The 22833-nt window shown below is 38.4% G+C and carries 15 protein-coding genes, 2 rRNA genes and 2 pseudogenes; 14 read left to right on the forward strand and 5 right to left on the reverse strand.

What is annotated here, in order from left to right; genetic code table 11:
• The first annotated feature begins 352 nt into the window (after nt 1–352).
• From ggt to DYI00_RS01575, 3 genes are all read left to right on the forward strand, one after another.
• Nucleotides 353–2056, forward strand: a complete 1704-nt coding sequence (ggt, locus tag DYI00_RS01565; RefSeq protein WP_104709310.1) for a gamma-glutamyltransferase — start codon at nt 353–355, stop codon at nt 2054–2056.
• A 267-nt stretch (nt 2057–2323) separates the two neighbouring features.
• Complete coding sequence (locus DYI00_RS01570; RefSeq protein WP_104709309.1) at nt 2324–3100, forward strand: tetratricopeptide repeat protein; 777 nt, start codon at nt 2324–2326, stop codon at nt 3098–3100.
• Between the two features lie 470 nt (nt 3101–3570).
• Nucleotides 3571–5439: a mechanosensitive ion channel family protein gene (locus tag DYI00_RS01575; protein ID WP_011577528.1), complete on the forward strand. Its 1869-nt coding sequence runs from the start codon at nt 3571–3573 to the stop codon at nt 5437–5439.
• Between the two features lie 2 nt (nt 5440–5441).
• Here DYI00_RS01575 and cfaS read toward each other — a convergent pair whose 3' ends face one another.
• The gene (gene cfaS, locus DYI00_RS01580) at nt 5442–6611 is read right to left on the reverse strand and encodes a cyclopropane fatty acid synthase (protein WP_011577529.1); all 1170 of its coding nucleotides are present in this window, start codon (nt 6609–6611) and stop codon (nt 5442–5444) included.
• Between the two features lie 176 nt (nt 6612–6787).
• Here cfaS and metG point away from each other — a divergent pair, with 176 nt between their 5' ends.
• From metG to speA, 6 genes are read left to right on the forward strand one after another with little or no spacing between them, the layout of a single operon-like run.
• A complete protein-coding gene (metG, locus tag DYI00_RS01585; protein WP_104687456.1) occupies nt 6788–8719 on the forward strand; it encodes a methionine--tRNA ligase in 1932 nt (643 codons plus the stop codon).
• Entirely contained in the window at nt 8720–9727 is a 1008-nt protein-coding gene (locus tag DYI00_RS01590; protein WP_011577531.1) for a hypothetical protein, read from the forward strand.
• A gap of 3 nt (nt 9728–9730) precedes the next feature.
• Complete coding sequence (gene cmoB, locus DYI00_RS01595) at nt 9731–10519, forward strand: tRNA 5-methoxyuridine(34)/uridine 5-oxyacetic acid(34) synthase CmoB (RefSeq protein WP_011577532.1); 789 nt, start codon at nt 9731–9733, stop codon at nt 10517–10519.
• 21 nt (nt 10520–10540) lie between these two features.
• On the forward strand, nt 10541–10969 hold the full coding sequence (locus DYI00_RS01600) for a hotdog domain-containing protein (protein WP_011577533.1): 429 nt from the start codon (nt 10541–10543) through the stop codon (nt 10967–10969).
• A 6-nt stretch (nt 10970–10975) separates the two neighbouring features.
• Nucleotides 10976–12148 (forward strand): glycosyltransferase, encoded by a 1173-nt coding sequence (locus DYI00_RS01605; RefSeq protein WP_011577534.1) that lies wholly within the window; start codon nt 10976–10978, stop codon nt 12146–12148.
• 11 nt (nt 12149–12159) lie between these two features.
• Complete coding sequence (gene speA, locus DYI00_RS01610; RefSeq protein ID WP_011577535.1) at nt 12160–14007, forward strand: arginine decarboxylase; 1848 nt, start codon at nt 12160–12162, stop codon at nt 14005–14007.
• 94 nt (nt 14008–14101) lie between these two features.
• On the opposite strand, the gene DYI00_RS01615 is transcribed toward speA, so the two are convergent.
• The 4 genes and pseudogenes from DYI00_RS01615 to DYI00_RS07910 all read right to left on the reverse strand — a co-directional run bounded on the left by DYI00_RS01615 (nt 14102) and on the right by DYI00_RS07910 (nt 17672).
• Nucleotides 14102–15001 (reverse strand): hypothetical protein, encoded by a 900-nt coding sequence (locus DYI00_RS01615; protein ID WP_104709308.1) that lies wholly within the window; start codon nt 14999–15001, stop codon nt 14102–14104.
• Nucleotides 15002–15157: 156 nt separating this feature from the next.
• Nucleotides 15158–17003: pseudogene (locus tag DYI00_RS08285) on the reverse strand (DUF262 domain-containing protein).
• Between the two features lie 32 nt (nt 17004–17035).
• Nucleotides 17036–17477: pseudogene (locus tag DYI00_RS01630) on the reverse strand (hypothetical protein).
• 51 nt (nt 17478–17528) lie between these two features.
• Nucleotides 17529–17672 carry a hypothetical protein gene (locus tag DYI00_RS07910; RefSeq protein WP_158296022.1) on the reverse strand — a complete coding sequence of 48 codons (144 nt, stop codon included), beginning with the start codon at nt 17670–17672 and terminating at the stop codon, nt 17529–17531.
• Nucleotides 17673–18192: 520 nt separating this feature from the next.
• Between DYI00_RS07910 and DYI00_RS01640 the strand changes: the two genes are divergently transcribed.
• From DYI00_RS01640 to DYI00_RS01665, 5 genes are all read left to right on the forward strand, one after another.
• Nucleotides 18193–21078, forward strand: a 23S ribosomal RNA gene (locus DYI00_RS01640).
• Between the two features lie 232 nt (nt 21079–21310).
• Nucleotides 21311–21428 (forward strand): 5S ribosomal RNA (gene rrf / locus DYI00_RS01645).
• A gap of 7 nt (nt 21429–21435) precedes the next feature.
• On the forward strand, nt 21436–21762 hold the full coding sequence (locus DYI00_RS01650) for a hypothetical protein (RefSeq protein WP_104687458.1): 327 nt from the start codon (nt 21436–21438) through the stop codon (nt 21760–21762).
• A 356-nt stretch (nt 21763–22118) separates the two neighbouring features.
• A complete protein-coding gene (locus tag DYI00_RS01660; RefSeq protein WP_104709234.1) occupies nt 22119–22352 on the forward strand; it encodes a hypothetical protein in 234 nt (77 codons plus the stop codon).
• On the forward strand, nt 22349–22744 hold the full coding sequence (locus DYI00_RS01665) for a hypothetical protein (protein WP_233755715.1): 396 nt from the start codon (nt 22349–22351) through the stop codon (nt 22742–22744). Before DYI00_RS01660 ends, DYI00_RS01665 begins: the two co-directional genes overlap by 4 nt.
• The last annotated feature ends 89 nt before the right edge of the window (nt 22745–22833 follow it).

Genomic DNA, 22833 nt, shown 5'->3' on the forward strand with positions numbered 1-22833 from the left:
TATTTTTTATAAAATTTAAAAAATGCTTTTTAGCATTTTTTACAACAAATACAAAAGAGCTTGACGCTAGTCAAGTGATAATTTCTTTAAAAAAGCGGTCTTCTTGGGTAGGGGGTTTTTAAGGGGGTTAAGGGGGGTATTAATCGCAAAATGCCCCCTATCCCCTTAAGGGAATGAGTTTTACTATAAATAAAAATGATATTAAAGCTAAATAAAGCTTATCAATTTTGTAAAACAAGAAATTAAAATAATAGTTAATAACATAGAAGCTGCAAGCGAGAGAGCGTTTTATAAAACTTGTGTTATAATAAGGGAAATTTTAAGCGTCATTGCTTATGGAAAGGAAAATTAGATGAGACGGAGTTTTTTAAAAACGATTGGCTTATGCACGATAGCATTCTCTTTGGGTTTGTTAAACCCTTTGAGTGCAGCGAGTTACCCACCCATTCAAAACACTAAAGTAGGGTTAGCCCTTTCTAGCCATCCGCTAGCTACTGAAATCGGGCAAAAGGTTTTAGAAGATGGGGGCAATGCGATTGATGCGGCCGTAGCGATTGGCTTTGCTTTAGCGGTCGTCCATCCTGTGGCAGGCAATATTGGTGGAGGGGGTTTTGCGGTTATCCATTTAGCCAATGGGGAAAATGTGACCTTAGATTTTAGAGAAAAAGCCCCCCTAAAAGCCACTAGAGACATGTTTTTAGACAAGCAAGGCAATGTGATCCCCAAACTCAGTCAAGATGGCTATTTAGCCGTTGGTGTTCCTGGAACGGTGGCTGGCATGGAAGCGATGCTAAAAAAGTACGGCACTAAAAAATTGTCGCAACTTATTGAGCCTGCGATTAAATTAGCTGAGCATGGTTACCCTATTTCAAAAAGGCAAGCAGAGACTTTAAAGGACGCTAGGGAGCGGTTTTTAAAATACAATTCTAGTAAAAAATATTTTTTGAAAAAGGGGCATCTTGATTACCAAGAGGGGGATTTGTTTGTCCAAAAGGATTTGGCCAAAACTTTGACTCAAATCAAAACGCTAGGTGCTAAAGGCTTTTATCAAGGGCAAGTGGCTGATTTGATTGAAAAAGACATGAAAAAAAATGGAGGGATTATCACCAAAGAGGATCTCGCTAGTTATAGCGTGAAATGGCGCAAACCGGTGGTGGGGAATTATCGCGGATATAAGATCATTTCTATGGCACCACCGAGTTCGGGAGGTACGCATTTGATCCAAATTTTGAATGTCATGGAAAATGCGGATTTGAGCGCTCTTGGGTATGGGGCTTCTAAAAATATCCATATCGTTGCAGAAGCGATGCGCCAAGCTTATGCGGATAGATCGGTTTATATGGGAGACGCTGATTTTGTTTCAGTGCCGGTGGATAAACTCATCAATAAAGCGTATGCTAAAAAGATTTTTGATGCTATCCAACCAGATACGGTCACGCCAAGCTCTCAAATCAAACCGGGAATGGGGCAATTGCATGAGGGGAATAACACGACGCATTATTCTGTGGCGGACAGGTGGGGGAATGCGGTGAGTATCACTTACACGATCAACGATTATTATGGGAGTGCTGCGAGCGTTGATGGGGCAGGATTTTTGTTGAATAATGAAATGGATGATTTTTCCATTAAGCCAGGAAACCCTAATCTCTATGGTTTGGTAGGGGGCGATGCAAATGCGATTGAAGCCAATAAGCGTCCTTTAAGCTCCATGACGCCTACGATCGTGTTGAAAAACAATAAGGTTTTTATGGTGGTGGGGAGCCCTGGAGGCGCTAGGATCATCACTACGGTGTTGCAAGTGATTTCTAATGTGATTGACTACAACATGGATATTTCTGAAGCGGTTTCAGCTCCTAGGTTTCACATGCAATGGCTTCCTGATGAATTAAGGATTGAAAAATTCGGCATACCCGCTGATGTGAAGGATAACCTCACTAAAATGGGCTATCAAATTGTCACTAAGCCGGTGATGGGCGATGTGAATGCGATCCATATTTTACCTCAAGTGAAAGGGCGTATCTTTTATGGATCAACAGATCCAAGGAAAGAGTTTTGATTTTTATCAAAATAGGTTTTTTAGTCCTATTTGACCCTATTTTTTGGGGGGGGGGGGACTTTTTAGCTAAAAAGTTTTAAACTTAGTCTTAGAATTCATAAAATATAGTGTAAAATTCTTTATAGAAGACAATATTTAACTATGATTGTGCTATGATTGTGTGTGCGAAACGAGAGTGTTTGTGGGTTTAAAAAAGCATGCAATTTCTTAAGGCTAAGATAATAATTGGTATTGTGATTTAGTTTTTAACTATACAGAGGAGTAATGATGGGATATGCAAGCAAGTTAGCTTTAAAAATTAGTTTGATAGGTTTATGCTTGTTTGGTGCTCTTAATGGTGCGGAGCATCTTGGACACAAAGGGAGTTTTGTTTATAGAGGGGAAGTAGCTTACAATAATAAGGATTATGAGCGAGCGGTTTCTCTTTATAAAGATGCGATTAAAAATGGCGAGTCGATCGCTTATGTTTTGTTGGGGATCATGTATAGAGATGGTAGGGGCGTGCCTAGGAACGACAAGAAAGCGGTAGAGTATTTTAAAAAAGCTGTGGCGTTGGATATTCCTAGAGGGTATAATAATTTAGGCGTGATGTATAAAGAGGGTAGGGGCGTGCCTAAAGATGAAAAGAAAGCGGTGGAGTATTTCCAAATGGCTGCTAATAAGGGTTACACGAGTGCTTACATGAATTTAGGGATCATGTATATGGAAGGCAGAGGTGTTCCAAGCAGTTATATGAAAGCCATGGAGTATTTTAGGCTAGCGATGGCTAAAGGCAGTGCAGAGGCTTATATCCTTTTAGGGGATCTTTATTATAGTGGGAATGAGCAATTGGGCATTGAGCAAGACAAAGAAAAAGCCGTTATTTACTATAAAATGGCAGCTGATGTGGGCTCTTCTCAAGCGTATGAAGGGTTAGCCAAATCTTATGAATATGGTTTGGGCGTGGAAAAGGATAAGAAACAAGCTGAAGAGTTTAGGCAGCGTGCATGCGATTATGACTTGGATAAGAATTGCAGGAAAAGAAACGCTTCAAGCCACCACTAATTCTTCAGATTTGAGTTTTCTTCAAGGATTTTGCTCGTTTCTTAAGCCTATTATTATCCGCTATTAGCTTGCAAAAAGTGTTTAATGTTTCAATAAACCTTTCAGAAAGCCTTTCCGACAAGATCTCAAGCAACAAACAAAACTTAAAATCTCTTTTTTTAAAGGCTTATCCTTATTTAATAAGCTTTTAAGCTACCCAAAAGCAAAGCAGCACAAAACAAAGCCTTAAATCTCATAATGCCAATGCAAATAAAAACACAATAACAAAAAAGCGGTAACAACAACGCAAACTATTTTTAATTATAGACTAGTAAAGACTTGACAAAGCCTTAAAACAAAAGCCGTTTTTTAGAGTTAAAGCGCTTTTCAAACCGCCTTTAGTAAGCGAAGCGTTTCTAAAATTTGGTATAATCGCTAGGTATTTGCTAAAAATTATAGAAAAAAATTTTATTGTTTTAATGGGGTTTTATATGCGTTTGTTATGGTGTTGGGTGTTGGCATTATCGCTCTTTTTGAATCCTTTGAGGACCGAAGAGCAAGAGACAGATGCGTTGGATTTGTTTTTGATTTTCAATCAAATCAACCAGCTCAATCAGGTCATTGAGACCTATAAAAAAGACCCTGAAAGAAGCGCTGAAATCTCTTTGTATAACGATCAAAAAAATGATTTGATTAAAAGCCTAACTTCTAAGGTCCTGAATGAAAGGGATAAGATTGGGATTGATATAAACCAAAATTTAAAAGAGCAAGAGAAAATCAAAAAACATTTAGCTAAAAGCATTAAGGGTCATGATTTCTACACTTTCATGAAAGACAGATTGTCTTTAGATATTTTGTTAGTGGATGAGATTTTATATCGTTTTATCGATAAGATCAGGAGCAGTATTGATATTTTTAGCGAACAAAAAGATGTGGAAAATATCAGTAACGCTTTCCTTTTGCGTCTAGGGCAATTCAAACCCTACACTTTCCCTAAAAATTTAGACAATATCAAAATGCATGAATTGCAAGAAATGTATAGCGATTATGAATTGCGTTTGAACACTTATACTGAAGTCTTGCGTTATATCAAAAACCACCCTAAAGAAGTGCTTCCTAAAAACTTGATCATGGAAGTGAATATGGATTTTGTGTTAAACAAAATCAGTAAGATCTTGCCTTTCACCACCCATAGTTTGCAAGTGAGTAAAATCGTGCTTTCTTTAACGATTTTAGTCGTATTGTTAGCTTTAAGGAAGTTAATCACTTTTCTTCTAGGCAAAATATTGGATTTTCTTTTTGAATTCATGCGGCGCAATAAAAAAATGCATATCAATGTCCAAAGCAGCATTGTTTTACCGGTTTCTGTCTTTTTAGCGATATTCAGTTGCGATGTGGCTTTAGATATTTTCTATTACCCTAACGCATCGCCCCATAAATTTTCTATGTGGGTGGGCGCGGTGTATATCATGCTTTTAGCATGGCTAGTGATCGTGCTTTTTAAGGGGTATGGGGCGGCGTTAGTTACCAATATCGCTACCAAAAGCACGCACAATTTTAGAAAAGAAGTGATCAACTTGATTTTAAAAATCGTGTATTTTTTGATTTTTATTGTCGCGCTTTTAGGGGTTTTGAAACAATTAGGGTTTAATGTTTCAGCCATCATCGCTTCTTTAGGGATTGGTGGGTTAGCAGTGGCTTTAGCGGTTAAAGATGTGTTGGCGAATTTTTTTGCTTCTGTCATTTTATTATTAGACAATTCGTTTTCTCAAGGGGATTGGATTGTGTGCGGTGAAGTGGAGGGCACGGTGGTGGAAATGGGGTTAAGACGCACCACGATCAGAGCTTTTGATAACGCTCTTTTGTCCGTGCCTAACTCAGAATTAGCCGGAAAGCCCATCAGAAACTGGAGCCGTCGTAAAGTGGGAAGGCGCATTAAAATGGAAATAGGCTTGACTTATAATTCTAGTCAAAGTGCTTTACAGCTTTGCGTGAAAGACATTAGAGAAATGTTAGAAAACCACCCTAAAATCGCTAATGGATCCGATAGCGCTTTGCAAAATGTGAATGATTACCGCTACATGTTTAAAAAAGATATTGTCTCTATTGATGATTTTTTAGGGTATAAAAGCAATTTGTTTGTCTTTTTAGATCAATTTGCAGATAGCTCTATCAATATTTTAGTGTATTGCTTTTCTAAAACGGTGGTTTGGGGGGAGTGGCTAGAAGTCAAAGAAGATGTGATGCTAAAAATCATGGAAATTGTAGAAAAGCATCATTTGAGTTTTGCTTTCCCATCGCAGAGTTTGTATGTGGAGAGTTTGCCAAAAGTTAGCCTGAAAGAAAAGGCTAAAATCTAAAATTATTGATAAATGTATTCTTTGGTTAAAGGGAATGTGTTATCCACGCTGTTAGTTAAAAGCAATTGGAATAAATCTGCACTCCCTACCCTAAAAGCCGATGCACAAGTCCTTAAATACAAATCCCACATGCGGATAAACCTTTCATCATAGCCGAGTCTTTTCACCTTGTCTAAATTGTGGTTAAAGTTGTCCCACCAAATGTCTAAAGTCTTAGCGTAATGGATGCGTAAGCTTTCAGCCATCAGCAAGTGGAAATCGCATTCGCTCATCACGCTCATCACTTCTCTTAAAGAGGGCAAGTAGCCGCCCGGGAAAATGTATTTATCCACCCAAGCGTTAGTCTCGCCCTCAAAACAGCATAAAATAGAGTGGAGCAAAAACATCCCACCCGTTTTTAACACTTCTTTAACTTTTTTGAAATAAAAGGGTAGATTATCCTTACCCACATGCTCAAACATGCCCACACTCACCACCTTGTCAAAGCGGTATAACCGCCCATCTAAATCCTGGTAATTCAATAATTTGATCGTGACTCTATCTTCTAATCCTAGCTCTTGGACTTGTTTGTTAGCCTGTTTGTATTGCTCATTAGAAATGGTGATCCCCATCACTTCTGCCCCATATTCTTGCGCAGCTTTTATGGAGAGATAGCCCCAACCACAGCCTATATCCAATAGTTTTTCGCCTTGTTTTAAATGGAGCTTTTTTAAAGTGTGATCTAATTTTTGGAGTTGGGCGGTATGAAGAGTGTCATCGTCCTTTTTAAAATAAGCGCATGAATAACTTAAGGTTTCATCTAACCAAATAGAATAAAAGTCATTCCCTAAATCGTAGTGTTTAGAAATGTTGGAGCTTTCTTTAAGGGGTTTTTGAATAGCTTTAGCGCTATCATGTTTATGTAAATGTTTATAATTGGTTTGCAAATACAAAGAATGCATCACCTCATCCATAGAGCCTTCAATATCAATCACGCCGTCCATATAAGCCTCAGCAATCGTTAAAGACATGTCTTTTTTAATATCGCTAAATTTTAGGGGGCGGTGGATTTTAAGGGTGAATTTAGGCGAATGTTCGCCATTCCTATAAACGCTATTATCCCAAAAAACAACCTGATAATCGCCGTTTTTCCATTGTTTAAACATGCTTTTGAGCAAAAATTTTGAAATCATCTGCGCGTCCTTAATTTATATTCAATTCTTTTTGAGCGTTAATTATAATGCATTTTCTATAAATAAAATAAGCATCAATTTAACCTCTAGCCTCTAAATTGCATGGCTTTATTTTCAAAAGCATGTTAAAATTAATGCGAATTTCTAAAACAAATTAAGGTAACGCTATTACAAAAATGCAAAAATCACTGATCACAACCCCCATTTATTATGTGAATGATATCCCCCATATTGGTCATGCTTATACGACTTTGATTGCAGACACTCTAAAGAAGTATTACACGCTTCAAGGCGAAGAAGTCTTTTTTTTAACTGGCACCGATGAGCATGGGCAAAAGATTGAACAAAGCGCGAAATTAAGAAATCAAAGCCCTAAAGCTTACGCCGATAGCATTAGCGCGATTTTTAAAAACCAATGGGATTTTTTCAATTTAGATTATGATGGTTTTATCCGCACCACAGATAATGAACATCAAAAATGCGTGCAAAACGCTTTTGAAATCATGTTTGAAAAAGGGGATATTTATAAAGGTACTTATAGTGGGTATTATTGCGTGAGTTGTGAGAGTTATTGCGCGATCTCTAAAGCGGATAATACAAACAATAAAGTCTTATGCCCTGATTGTTTGAGAGAGACCACGCTTTTAGAAGAAGAGAGTTATTTTTTTAGATTGAGTGCATATGAAAAACCTTTATTAGAGTTTTATGCCAAAAACCCTGAAGTGATCTTGCCCATTTATCGTAAAAATGAAGTCACTTCTTTTATTGAACAAGGCTTGTTGGATCTATCTATCACGCGCACAAGCTTTGAATGGGGCATTCTTTTACCTAAAAAAATGAATGATCCTAAACATGTGGTGTATGTTTGGCTAGACGCTTTATTGAATTATGCGAGCGCGTTGGGGTATTTGAATGGTTTAGAAAATAAAATGGTGCATTTTGAGTGCGCTAGGCATATTGTGGGTAAGGATATTTTACGCTTCCATGCCATTTATTGGCCAGCCTTTTTGATGAGCTTGGGTTTGCCTTTATTCAAACAGCTTTGCGTGCATGGGTGGTGGACGATAGAGGGCGTGAAAATGAGTAAGAGCTTGGGTAATGTTTTAGACGCTCAAAAGCTTGCTATGGAGTATGGGATTGAAGAATTGCGCTATTTTTTATTGCGTGAAGTACCTTTTGGGCAAGATGGGGATTTTTCTAAAAAAGCGTTAGTAGAAAGGATCAACGCCAATTTGAACAACGATTTGGGGAATTTATTGAATCGTTTGTTAGGCATGGCTAAAAAATATTTTAACTATTCTTTAAAAAGCGAAAAAATCACCACATATTACCCTAAAGAGTTAGAAAAAGTGCATCAAATTTTAGATAACGCTAACTCTTTTGTGCCTAAAATGCAATTGCATAAAGCGTTAGAAGAATTGTTTGGCGTTTATGATTTTTTAAACAAACTCATCGCTAAAGAAGAGCCATGGGTTTTGCATAAAAACAACGAATCAGAAAAATTAGAAGCCTTATTGAGTTTGATTGCAAACGCGCTTTTACAATCAAGCTTTTTACTCTATGCGTTCATGCCAAAGAGTGCTATGAAATTAGCGAGCGCTTTTAATGTAAAAATCACGCCCACAAATTACGAACGCTTTTTCAAGTCTAAAAATTTACAAGATATAATCTTGCAAGACACCGAGCCCTTATTCTCTAAAATGGAAAAAGTGGGGGAAACAACCCCAGCCAAAAAAGAAGAAGAAAAAACGCCAGAAGAAAAAACCCCACAAAAACAAGAAAACTATATCAGTATTGATGATTTCAAAAAAGTAGAAATTAAAGTGGGGCTTATCAAAGAGGCTCAAAGGGTTGAAAAGTCCAATAAATTACTGCGCTTAAAGGTGGATTTAGGTGAAAATCGTTTGAGGCAGATTATTTCAGGGATCGCTTTGGATTATGAGCCTGAAAATTTAATCGGTCAAATGGTGTGCGTGGTGGCTAATTTAAAATCCGCAAAGCTTATGGGCGAAATGAGTGAGGGCATGATTTTAGCGGTGCGAGATAATGACAGTTTGGCCTTAATTAGCCCCACAAAAGAAAAAACCGCAGGAAGTCTCATTAGCTAAATGCGATTAGGGGTGAATGAAGCGGTAGAGTTGAGTTTGGGCGAATTGCAAAACACGCCCTCAATCAGCTATTTTAATTCTATTGTTTTGTCTTTAAACAAGGTGCAAAAAGGCTCTTTATTTGCCGCTAAAGATCATGCATTCATTCCTAAAGCTTTAGAATTAGGGGCTTATGGGATTTTATACACAGGAGAGTATCCTTTAAGCGATAGAGATGTGGCATGGATCAAGCTTAAAGACATAGAGCATTCTTTGAATCATTTGTTTAAATTTTGTTTGTTGAATGAGCGTGTGGTTGGAGTGTTATTAAGTCCTATAGAATTAGAGATCGCTTCTAAAATTATAGTGAGCGAATTTGTGTGGTGTTTGAAAGAGAGTCTTGAAGATTTATTCATTTTAGAGGGGTGTAAAATAGCGTTTTTTGATAGATTGGAGTGGCTTCATTTGTTTTATAAGCAAGAGCGTTTAGAAGAAGACTTAAAAGAAAGCGATTTGATTGTTCTTAACCAATCCTTTTTTTGCAGCGCTTTAGTTTATGAAAAACAAGAGCATGAATTAAAGATGCCATGCATCTTTTTAGAGCCTTTAAAAAGGGTGATCCGATTGTGCGAGAAATTAAAAATTGAATTTGACTTGAATCTTTTAGGTAAAAAAGAATATTTTTTAGATCATTGCAAACCCTTTTTTGTGAATAAAAATTTAGAAATAGCTCCTTATGGGACAACAGCAAGGGTGATTGTCGCTGAGAGTTCAAAAGAATTGTTTGAAATGCTGCTTCAAAAAGCCCTTGAGACTTTATCGTGGGGGAAAATTGTCGTGTTTTATCGTAAAAATAGCGTGGTTTTTTTTGAAAAAGCCAACTCTTATTTTTACACCACTCAAAACAATTTAAAAGAGCAATTAAAAAATTTAGCGTTTAATTTCGCTTTTATTTATGGGATTAGCCCCAATCATTTAGAATCCCTTTTAAACCCCCCTCTTTTTAAAAAAACCCCCACGCTATGGTAAGTCATGCTTATTTGTAACGATAACCTCAATCAAAAAACCCTTTTAGAAGAAATCATGGCGTTAAGGCCATGGCGTAAAGGTCCTTTTGAAATTTCTAAGATCAAGATTGATAGCGAATGGGATAGCTCTATTAAATGGGATCTAGTCAAGAACGCCACTTCTTTAAAAGATAAAATCGTCGCTGATGTGGGTTGCAATAATGGCTATTACTTGTTTAAGATGCTAGAGCATGGGCCTAAAAGTTTGGTGGGGTTTGATCCGGGCGTTTTAGTCAAAAAACAATTTGAATTTTTAGCCCCCTTTTTTGATAAAGAAAAAAAAATCATCTACAAGTCTTTAGGGGTGGAGGATTTGAATGAAAAATACCCTAACGCTTTTGATGTCATTTTTTGTTTAGGGGTGCTATACCATAGAAAAAGCCCACTAGAAACTTTAAAAGCCTTGTATCATGCTTTGAAAATAGGGGGGGAGTTGGTGTTGGATACGCTCATTATTGATTCGCCCCTAGACATTGCCCTTTGCCCTAAAAAAACTTATGCTAAAATGAAAAACGCTTATTTTATCCCTAGTATTAGTGCGCTAAAAGGGTGGTGTGAAAGGGTAGGGTTTGGAGATTTTGAAATCATTAGCGTTTTAAAGACTACGCCTAAAGAACAGCGTAAAACGGATTTTATTTTGGGGCAAAGTTTGGAAGATTTTTTGGATAAAAAAGATCATTCTAAAACTTTAGAGGGGTATGACGCCCCTTTGAGAGGGTATTTTAAAATGCTTAAATCATCAAGCAAGCGTTAGTTTAAATAAAGGATTAAGATCATGCAAGAAATAATCACTCATGTGGATTATGACTCTTTACAAACTTGTAAGAATTTTCATTCAAGCGTGAGTGGGGAATTGATCGTTTTAGAAAAAGATATAGCCCATGTGCGTTTTAAAGGTAATGAAAGCATGGTGTATGAAGAAAATTTTGTGCATGCAGGCTTTGTGCTAACCGCATGCAATTATGCGGCCTTATGCGCGTTGAATAAAAAATACAGCGTGGTGGTTTCTAATAACATCAATTTTTATGCCCCCCTAGAATTGAATCAAGAAGCACTCATTAAAGCGCAAGTCGTTCAAGATGGCGTGAAAAAAGCTGAAATAAAAATAGAGGCGTTTGTGTTAGACATTCAGGTTTTAGAGGGAATGATAGAAGTGGTGGTGTTTGATAAAAAGCCTTTTAAATTTAATTTTAAAGAAGAGTAGTTGTGAATGGTTATTGTTTTAGTTGTGGATAGCTTTAAAGACACCAGTAATGGCACTTCTATGACAGCATTTCGTTTTTTTGAAGCGTTGAAAAAAAGAGGGCATGCAATGAGAGTGGTCGCCCCTCATGTGGATAATTTAGGGAATGAAGAAGAGGGGTATTACAACCTTAAAGAACGCTACATTCCTTTAGTTACAGAAGTTTCACACAGACAGCACATTCTTTTTGCTAAGCCGGATGAAAAAATTCTAAGAAAGGCCTTTAAGGGAGCGGATATGATCCACACTTACTTGCCTTTTTTGCTAGAAAAAGAAGCCGTAAAAATTGCACGAGAAATGCAAGTGCCTTACATTGGCTCTTTCCATTTACAGCCAGAGCATATTTCTTATAACATGAAATTAGGGCAATTTTCTTGGTTGAATAAAATGCTTTTTTCGTGGTTTAAATCTTCGCATTATCGCTATATCCACCACATCCATTGCCCCTCAAAATTCATTGTAGAAGAATTAGAAAAATATAATTATGGAGGGAAAAAATACGCTATCTCTAATGGCTTTGATCCCATGTTTAAATGCAATCAAGAGCAAAAAAGCCTTTTTGACATGACACCCTTTAAAATCGCTATGGTAGGGCGCTATTCTAACGAAAAAAATCAAAGCGTTTTAATCAAAGCGATTGCTTTAAGCCGATACAAACAAGATATTGTGTTGTTATTAAAAGGCAAAGGGCCTGATGAGAAAAAAATCAAACTTCTAGTCCAAAAATTAGGCGTAAAAACGGAGTTTGGGTTTGTCAATTCCAATGAATTATTAGAGATTTTAAAAACTTGCACCCTTTATGTGCATACAGCCAATGTAGAAAGCGAAGCGATTGCATGCTTAGAAGCCATTAGTGTAGGGATTGTTCCTATTATTGCTAATAGCCCTTTAAGCGCGACTAGGCAATTCGCGCTAGATGAACGATCTTTATTTGAACCTAATAACGCTAAAGATTTGAGCGTTAAAATAGATTGGTGGCTAGAAAACAAGCTTGAAAGAGAAAAAATGCAGGGCGAATACGCTAAAAGCGCTTTAAACTACACTTTAGAAAATTCAGTCATTCAAATTGAAAAAGTTTATGGAGAAGCGATCAAGGATTTTAAAAACAACCCCAACCTCTTTAAAACTCTAGCGCGATAAAAGGATAAAAGATGCAAGAAGTCCATGATTATGGGATTAAATTTTGGAGCAATAACGAATTTAAGATAGAAAAGGGGCTAGTCAAGGTTTGTCATGGCAAAAACCCTGCACTTTTAGAAATCGTTCAAAGCGTGCGCGATAAAGGCTATAGAGGGCCTTTATTGGTGCGCTTCCCCCATTTGGTGCAAAAACAAATCAAAAGCTTGTTTGATGCGTTTTCTTTGGCGATTAAAGAGTATCAATACAGTGGGGCTTTTAAGGCGGTTTTCCCTTTAAAGGTCAATCAAATGCCCTCGTTTGTTTTGCCCTTAGTGCAAGGGGCTAAGGGTTTAAACTATGGCTTAGAAGCTGGGAGTAAATCAGAACTCATCATTGCGATGAGCTACACTAACCCTAAAACCCCCATTACCGTGAATGGCTTTAAAGACAAAGAAATGATTGAGCTTGGCTTTATCGCTAAAAGCATGCAACATGAGATCACTTTAACGATTGAAGGCTTGAATGAATTGAAAACCATTATCGCTGTGGCTAAACAAAACGAGTTTTTAATCTGCCCTAAAATTGGCATTCGCATCCGTTTGCACAGTACTGGCATTGGCGTTTGGGCAAAGAGTGGGGGGATCAATTCTAAATTTGGCCTTAGCAGCACGGAAGTGTTAGAAGCGATGCGCCTTTTAGAAGAAAACGATTTGTTAGAGCATTTTCACATGATACATTTCCACATAGGCTCTCAAATCAGCGATATTTCGCCCTTAAAAAAGGCTTTAAGAGAAGCAGGTAACTTGTATGCAGAATTGCGTAAAATGGGTGCTAAAAATCTTAATAGCGTGAATATTGGAGGGGGGTTAGCCGTAGAATACACCCAACACAAGCACCATCAAGATAAAAACTACACTTTAGAGGAATTTAGCGCTGATGTGGTGTTTTTATTGAGAGAAATTGTGAAAAATAAGCAAGAAATAGAGCCAGATATTTTCATTGAATCAGGCCGTTATATTTCGGCTAACCATGCCGTTTTAGTGGCCCCAGTTTTGGAATTGTTTTCGCATGAATACAATGAAAAATCCCTAAAAATCAAAGAAAGTGATAACCCCCCTTTGATTGATGAAATGCTAGACTTGCTCGCTAATATCAATGAAAAAAACGCCATTGAATACTTGCATGATAGCTTTGATCACACCGAGTCGTTATTTACGCTTTTTGATTTGGGCTATATTGATTTGATTGATAGGAGCAATACCGAAGTTTTGGCCCATTTGATCGTCAAAAAAGCGGTGCAGTTGCTTTATTTTAAAGATCATAATGATATTTTACGCATTCAAGAGCAAGTCCAAGAGCGCTATTTATTGAATTGCTCGTTTTTCCAAAGTTTGCCGGATTATTGGGGTTTGAGGCAGAGTTTCCCAGTCATGCCCTTGAATAAATTAGATGAAAAGCCCACTAGGAGCGCGAGCTTGTGGGATATTACTTGCGATAGCGATGGGGAAATCGCTTTTGACTCCACCAAACCCTTGTTTTTGCATGATATAGATGTGGATGAAGAAGAATACTTTTTAGCGTTCTTTTTAGTGGGAGCGTATCAAGAAGTTTTGGGCATGAAACACAATTTATTCACGCACCCTACGGAATTTAGCGTGGTTTTTGATGAAAAAGGCGATTATGAAGTGGAAGATATTTGCGAAGCCCAAACGATTTTAGATGTGTTAGATGATTTAGACTATGACACCAAAGAGATTGAGCGCCTTTTAAAACAAAAAATTGAAGACAACAACAATTTGGACATGGAAGAAAAGAAAGAAATCATGGGGCGCTTGTATGTCATGTTGAGTGAAAACGGGTATTTGCGCACGATTTCTTAAATTGACGGATTAGAGGGCAGTTGAAAAAAGAAAAATTAAGAGAGATTAAAAAAAAGAGATTAAAAAAGGAGACCCCCAAAGAGTAGGGGGGCGGTTAGTTTTCACCCTCCGTCTCGTTTTCTTTAGTTTCCTCCATGATAAAATCATCGAGCATCTCATTATCCATAAGCCCCATGTAAGGCGTGAAATCGTTTAATAAATTTTTAGTTAAACCGCCACATGAGAGATTATACTTATTGATACCTCCATCGCATAAGAGCTGTGCTATAAACAACACCTCATTTTTATTACTAGGGAGCATATTATCCCAAATACCGCCAGGTTTCAACTCCACAATCTCCGCCTCTTGATCTCTCACATACAAAGAAATAAGCTTACAGAAAAGGGTAAGATTACCTAAATTCATATTATCAAAAGTGTCGTAATAGCAATTTTCAACATTACGATTTTCTAGTATTTTAGCCCACTCAAGGTCGCTATGCTTATTTAAGCCCTCCGCACACGATAAAGCGGTAAGAATGATAGCAGACGCTTGATGTCCTTTTCCTTGATAAAACATAGGGGTTAGTAACGCACCAAGCCTACTTTTTCTATCAGTAAGGAAATAGTCTTTAGCCACCACCGAAAAACTAGACTCACTTTTATCTTTAAATCCAAAAGAGAGCTTATACTTGTCCTCTTTAGACTCTTTAGGAGTGGAAGTCCTTTCTTTCACACTCGGTCCGCTAGTAACGATATTGATACCATCTAAAATGTCCGCTTTTTCTTTTTTGTTTTCAGCACGAATTTTTAGCGCCTCGTTTAAGGGAACTTTATTAAACCATTTTAGGAACTTATCGCTATTGAAAACATACGAAGCGACTTGACCTTTTTCGCTTTGTAAAGTTACACGATTAAACCCAATGCCAATGACTTTAGCCTCTACCACTTTATCTTTGATCGTGGCTTTGACTTTAGTGCCAATTTCCAACTTATTTTCATTTTGAAAACCCATAAAATACTCCTTGAATAAAATTTTATTTGCTTTAACAATCGGTTGCGATCACCCTATTTAATGTTATTTATTTTTTTAGCATGGCGTTGTTTCTCCTTTGATGGGTTAAAGCGAAAAATAGCGTTCAATAAAGAAGCGCTTTTTTGACTATTGCAATCATTTAATCTCTTTCAAAAGATTGTTTTTAAAAGCTTTAATCTCGCTGTCACCCACTAATGCAGCGATGTTGTAATGCGTGATTAAAAAGTCTAATAATTTTTCGCTCCTTTTCTTTAATCTCTTCAAGCCCAAAAGAAGCGTTTTTAGCCACTTCCTTTTCACTATAAGAGCCTTTCATATACCCTTTTCTTTTTTCATCAAAAGGCTTGTTACTTAAAGAGCTGTTAGCGTTTTTAGAAATTAATTAAGAGCAAATTCCCCAAAGCATGCACGACATGGGGCTTTTTAGCCAAATTTTTTTCTTTGGTGTTATAACCTTTGTCAGGGTTTTTGGGCAAGATATGTTCAATACTCTCTATACTGCCATCAAAATTAAGACTCGTTTTAGGGTCATGGTGTAGCTCGTATTCATAAAGCAAGTAATTCAATGCCTTGCCCCACTCATACCATTTCCTGGGTTTCCTTTTAGAGTGGATATTCTCTTCAAGAAATTCTAAACCGCTATGATTTTGTTTGTTGAAAAAATGCTTTTCTAACTCCGGAAGATCTTCAATCGTTAGATTTTCTTGCCTCTCTTTATACGATTTCATCGCTTGAAAAGCTGGTTTGATCAATTCGTTTTTAGCTGTATCCCTACCAGCAACCCCATAGCATAGATTAAAAACCCAAAACGCTCTAAATATTCTAATCTAATAATCCCTCTAATTCTTTAGTGGTATAAGGCTCTTCGTCAGCGCTTTTCCCAACAAGCTGTATTGTAAAAAGAGAGGGTAATAAAGGCAAGAACGCGTTATCGCTCAAAGCGTTTAGGCGCCGCATTTTGTCTAACAAAACACGCATGTTAGGCGTGATTTCAATCTCAAGTTTTTTGTGATCACTAAAAATAAGGGTCATAGCCTTTTCATCAAGCGTGTGCAAGAAATTCCACACTTTAGAAGAATAATAAATATAAAATAATAAATTATCTATTTTTTCATATTCATCATCCAAGTTTGTGTCATCGTATTTCCTATGTGTGTTAAATTCCATTTCCAATAATCTCTCTTTAAACTTGCTGCTGTTTTCACCATAGTAATACGCCACAAAATGCTTTAAAAATTTCTCCAAATCATCGTCTTCAAACGATCTCAAATCGTGATAAATAAGAGTGTAGGTATCGTTGATATTTTTTTTGAAGGTTTTCTAACTTTTCTTTATCGCAAATCTTGTGCGCTACAAAATGCAAGCGGTTTTTTAACAATTCCAAAGTGGATAGATCTTTACCACGATTGTTGATCGTTTCAAAAGAGCTGAATGGATCGATCCTGTTATCATTCAATTCCGCCACGCTAAAAAGCATTTTTTTGGTGAGGGCATCAAGCATTTTTTCAAGCGTTTCAATAGGGGTATTGCTGATTTTTTCTTTAAAAAATGCATAAGCGTCAATAAAATTTTTAGCGTAAAAAGAAGTTTTAAACTTTTCTAAATCTTTTTCTTCGGTGATAGCCCTAAAAACTTCGCTTAAGCCATAATAATCATCTTTGTAGGATAGAATGGATTTGAGGTTGGCTGAAGAATAATTTTCATTTTTAGTGGTTTTTGCTAAAAGACCTAGTAAAATCAAGCTTGTAGCCAATCGTTGCTGGTCGTCTATGATCTCAAAATCAATATCTCCAAAATCATCTCCAGACTTTCTTAAAGTTAAGCTATGCATGTAATGGAATTTGTTTTCTAGCTTGGAAACATGCTCTAAATCATTCCAAAAATCCTTTAATTGCCTAATCTGCCATGCATACCCCCTTTGATAACTAGGGATTTCAAACACGCCTTTTTCAATCACTCCGTCTAAATTCAACAATTCCATTAAAATCCTTTCTTATCTGAATCAATATTTTTTTAACCTTTTCGCTTGATCGATTTTGGTTTTCCAAGTCTGGTGCTGTGCGTAAAATGCCATGTGCTTTTATTGACTAATTCTTCGTATTCTTGACTCCCTTTTTGAGCGCAAACGCCCTCAACCATTAACGCCCCTTTCTTCATCAGTTCCAATAGTGTCATGGTCAATTTTTAGGGCAAAAACGCTCCGTTGGACTTCAGCCCCTCTAGTGGTTGAATCCTCATTCACAATGCCAATAACATAATCTGCCTTACGCATGAGTTCAAAATGCTCATATTGAGCCACTTCTCCCCTTCTTGGGCGAAAACCGGTCAAAGTGCATTCATCACACCACTCTTTAAAATTCTTATTTCCTGGAATTGTCCCTTTGTATGCACCTGAAACCATGCATAACAACAAATTGTATTTTTCATGCACTTTCAAATCTTCTAATTGAGCCATCGTTTTCTCCTTGTGATTTAACTCTGTAAGTCCCACTGATAAAAATGGGGCTTATTGAATTAAATTTTCTAAAAAGATTGTGTTGGTTAAAAAGAGAGTGGATAATAAAAAGTAGGGGATTTTTAAGCGGATTTTTGTAAAAACTATGGTAGCGCTGCTTGAACGGCTTGAACGGCTTGAACGCTTGAGTGCCACTTCTACCCCTATTTTGAAAAAAGATGACAAGATACATTGTAATTGTATCTAGTGATATTTAATCAATGGCTAACCACTATTATTTTTGTCTTAAAATTTTATCTTTTAAACAATTTTTTTATTTAAGCAAACTTTAAGCATCGTATGTCTATAATTACATTTCGTTTTTAAAGAACGAGCTTTAAAAAGTTCTTCAATTCAAACAACCAAACAAGTTGTTACAAGCCAAAAAGCTTAAAAAAGCTAAAAGCTCATAACTTGATAAGTTAGAAGAGATTAGAGATTAAACATTTTTAGTCTTCTTGTTAAAAAGGGTTTAAAATTTGAACTTATTATAGCGAGTTTTTGAATAAAACGGAGTTGTTTGATTTAATATTGTTAATAGCCTATGTAAAAGTAAAGTAAAACTACAATGACTCTGTCTTACATTCACTAAGGCAGTGGTAGCGCTAAAGAATATTGGTGCAATTGTCGTTATTCATTATAAAAGGGCGGGTTTTAAAGGATATTTTAAAATTTAAAACAAGCTTTTAAGAGCAGATGGCGGATGCCTTGCCAAAGAGAGGCGATGAAGGACGTACTAGACTGCGATAAGCTATGCGGAGCTGTCAAGGAGCTTTGATGCGTAGATGTCCGAATGGGGCAACCCAACTAATAGAGATATTAGTTACTCTAATAGAGAGAGCGAACCTAGTGAAGTGAAACATCTCAGTAACTAGAGGAAAAGAAATCAACGAGATTCCCTAAGTAGTGGCGAGCGAATGGGGAAAAGGGCAAACCGAGTGCTTGCATTCGGGGTTGAGGACTGCAATATCCAAGAGAACGCTTTAGCAGAGTTACCTGGAAAGGTAAGCCATAGAAAGTGATAGCCTTGTATGCGACAAGGCGTTCTTAGGCAGCAGTATCCAGAGTAGGCCAGGACACGAGAAATCCAGGTTGAAGCCGGGGAGACCACTCTCCAACCCTAAATACTACTCTTTGAGCGATAGCGAACAAGTACCGTGAGGGAAAGGTGAAAAGAACCGCAGTGAGCGGAGTGAAATAGAACCTGAAACCATCTGCTTACAATCATTCAGAGCCCTATGATTTATCAGGGTGATGGACTGCCTTTTGCATAATGATCCTGCGAGTTGTGGTGTCTGGCAAGGTTAAGCGAATGCGAAGCCGTAGCGAAAGCGAGTCTGAATAGGGCGTTTAGTCAGATGCTGCAGACCCGAAGCTAAGTGATCTATCCATGGCCAAGTTGAAACGCGTGTAATAGCGCGTGGAGGACTGAACTCGTACCCATTGAAACGGGTTGGGATGAGCTGTGGATAGGGGTGAAAGGCCAAACAAACTTAGTGATAGCTGGTTCTCTTCGAAATATATTTAGGTATAGCCTCAAGTGATAATAAAAGGGGGTAGAGCACTGATTGGGCTAGGGCTGCTCGCCGCGGTACCAAACCCTATCAAACTTCGAATACCTTTTATCGTATCTTGGGAGTCAGGCGGTGGGTGATAAAATCAATCGTCAAAAGGGGAACAACCCAGACTACCAAATAAGGTCCCTAAGTTCTATTCTGAGTGGAAAAAGATGTGTGGCTACTCAAACAACCAGGAGGTTGGCTTAGAAGCAGCCATCCTTTAAAGAAAGCGTAACAGCTCACTGGTCTAGTGGTCATGCGCTGAAAATATAACGGGGCTAAGATAGACACCGAATTTGTAGATTGTGTTTGACACAGTGGTAGAAGAGCGTTCATGCCAGCGTTGAAGGTATACCGATAAGGAGTGCTGGAGCGGCATGAAGTGAGCATGCAGGAATGAGTAACGATAAGATATATGAGAATTGTATCCGCCGTAAATCTAAGGTTTCCTACGCGATGGTCGTCATCGTAGGGTTAGTCGGGTCCTAAGCCGAGTCCGAAAGGGGTAGGTGATGGCAAATTGGTTAATATTCCAATACCGACTGTGGAGCGTGATGGGGGGACGCATAGGGTTAAGCGAGCTAGCTGATGGAAGCGCTAGTCTAAGGGCGTAGATTGGAGGGAAGGCAAATCCACCTCTGTATTTGAAACCCAAACAGGCTCTTTGAGTCCTTTTAGGACAAAGGGAGAATCGCTGATACCGTCGTGCCAAGAAAAGCCTCTAAGCATATCCATAGTCGTCCGTACCGCAAACCGACACAGGTAGATGAGATGAGTATTCTAAGGCGCGTGGAAGAACTCTGGTTAAGGAACTCTGCAAACTAGCACCGTAAGTTCGCGATAAGGTGTGCCGCAGCAATGCGGTCTCAGCAAAGAGTCCCTCCCGACTGTTTACCAAAAACACAGCACTTTGCCAACTCGTAAGAGGAAGTATAAGGTGTGACGCCTGCCCGGTGCTCGAAGGTTAAGAGGATGCGTCAGTCGCAAGATGAAGCGTTGAATTGAAGCCCGAGTAAACGGCGGCCGTAACTATAACGGTCCTAAGGTAGCGAAATTCCTTGTCGGTTAAATACCGACCTGCATGAATGGCGTAACGAGATGGGAGCTGTCTCAACCAGAGATTCAGTGAAATTGTAGTGGAGGTGAAAATTCCTCCTACCCGCGGCAAGACGGAAAGACCCCGTGGACCTTTACTACAGCTTAGCACTGCTAATGGGAATATCATGCGCAGGATAGGTGGGAGGCTTTGAAGTAAGGGCTTTGGCTCTTATGGAGCCGTCCTTGAGATACCACCCTTGATGTTTCTGTTAGCTAACTGGTCTGTGTTATCCACAGGCAGGACAATGCTTGGTGGGTAGTTTGACTGGGGCGGTCGCCTCCTAAAAAGTAACGGAGGCTTGCAAAGGTTGGCTCATTGCGGTTGGAAATCGCAAGTTGAGTGTAATGGCACAAGCCAGCCTGACTGTAAGACATACAAGTCAAGCAGAGACGAAAGTCGGTCATAGTGATCCGGTGGTTCTGTGTGGAAGGGCCATCGCTCAAAGGATAAAAGGTACCCCGGGGATAACAGGCTGATCTCCCCCAAGAGCTCACATCGACGGGGAGGTTTGGCACCTCGATGTCGGCTCATCGCATCCTGGGGCTGGAGCAGGTCCCAAGGGTATGGCTGTTCGCCATTTAAAGCGGTACGCGAGCTGGGTTCAGAACGTCGTGAGACAGTTCGGTCCCTATCTGCCGTGGGCGTAGGAAAGTTGAGGAGAGCTGTCCCTAGTACGAGAGGACCGGGATGGATGTGTCACTGGTGTACCAGTTGTTCTGCCAAGAGCATCGCTGGGTAGCTACACACAGATGCGATAACTGCTGAAAGCATCTAAGCAGGAAGCCAACTCCAAGATTAACTTTCCCTGAAGCTCGCACAAAGACGATGTGCTTGATAGGGTAGATGTGTAAGCGCAGTAATGCGTTTAGCTGACTACTACTAATAGAGCGTTTGGCTTGTTTTTTGCTTTTTGAATAATATAACGACAAGAAGCATCAATAAGTTACCACTGCCTTACTGAGTGTAAGAGAGTTGGAGTTTTACAAAAGACTTTTATAGTTGGTTTTAAGTGGGGATAAGACACGCTCTATTCCTTTTTAAAATAAAAGGCTATTAATGTCTTCTTGGTTAGAAACAGCTCCCTAATAAAGAAAGGGGAGTTAAGGGTAAATGCGGTTTATCTTTAACTCCCTTTTCCTTGTGCCTTTAGAGAAGAGGAACTACCCAGCTAACCATTCCGAACCTGGAAGTCAAGCTCTTCATCGCTGATGATACTGCTCTTTTCAAGAGTGGGAATGTAGGTCGGTGCAGGGATAGGGAAATGTTTTTAATTCTGTCTTGTTTTATCTTGTTTGGTTTATTTTTTATGGCTTATTTTTGTGGGACAGCTGAAAAGTTTGCTAAAATAAGAGCTAGTAACCCTAATTTAAAAAGAACGATAGCTTTCACAGATGAAGAAAGGGCTGACTTGGGCGTTGCCGGTCTTTTTAGGGTTTATAAGCATGTGATAGGGGGTCAATACGGAATTATTTCGACCTTTAGGAGTAACTATGATTTAGAAACGAATATGAAGCGGACTAAACAGATCAAAGCAATATTGAAAGCCTTATACCCTAAAGTGGGCTTTATTACCATTCAGGGTTCTTAATAAGAAAAAGCTAATGATATTCCACAGAACGAAGTTTCCTTTTTTGTCTATACACTCAAAGACCCTCACTGTCTCTTAAAAAAAGAATTTATTGAACTAGGGAACGAGTTCGAGCAAGACAGCATTACTTGGTGTCCTGAAGTGGTAGAAAAAGGCGGTAAGGTTTATGCTAGATTTAGTCTCATTTGCACCACACCAAACCCTAATGGGGTTGAAGCTTATGACTTCTCTGGTAAAAAGCATAAGAGATGTAAATTAGGTCATGTAATAGGAAAATCAGAGATTGTCAGTTTTGGTAGCGATATGAACCCTAGCTCTAAATCCTTTTGAGCAGTGTTTTAGGAGAGAACTACGGAATGAAAAATTTCAACATTACAAGCGGTAAAGTCAATCAAAGTCTCATCAATGCTATGAGAATTTACAAAATTAAACCGACTTTAAAAATGACCTTAAGTGGAGCGATGAATAACCCTAACTTAAAGGCGTTTGATGAGCTTACTGAAAAAGAAAAATACAGCATAACCGCTCTTTTCTGTATGAACACCTGCTTAAGTGCGGGTGTCTTTCAGCTAACAGAGAGTTTAAATTGAGCTTGTGGCAAGATTACGGGTTTGACACAGCTACTGACATGATTGTGGGTTATTATGGCGGATCTGTTGATGCTATCTTTTCTCAATACCTAATGAGCGAAGCAGAGAATGTCCAAAGAAACAAGGAATTGGAAGCGGAGATTAAAAAGCGATACCCTAAAATCGGTTGCATTAAAGTCAATGGCGTTTATTTAGGGAGTAAAGAGCCTAGTTTCCTTATTTACGCTTTACAAGAGAGTGCGGATTTATTGACAACCATTAGAGGGCTTGGAGATAAATACGAACAAGATAGCGTTTTGCATTCTGGGAACGACAGAGCGTGGTTGTGTTTCACTACCCCTTTAAAATTCGCATTCTTTGAGAAAAAAGAAGGAGCAGGGTATAAACCTTGATAAAAGAGATCAAAGGATTAAAGCCGCTAACCACACCAAATATGGACCAGAATTGAGAAATCCCTAACTCCCCCAAATTCTTAAAGAAT

The sequence above is a fragment of the Helicobacter acinonychis genome, from assembly GCF_900461455.1.
GTDB lineage: Bacteria > Campylobacterota > Campylobacteria > Campylobacterales > Helicobacteraceae > Helicobacter > Helicobacter acinonychis.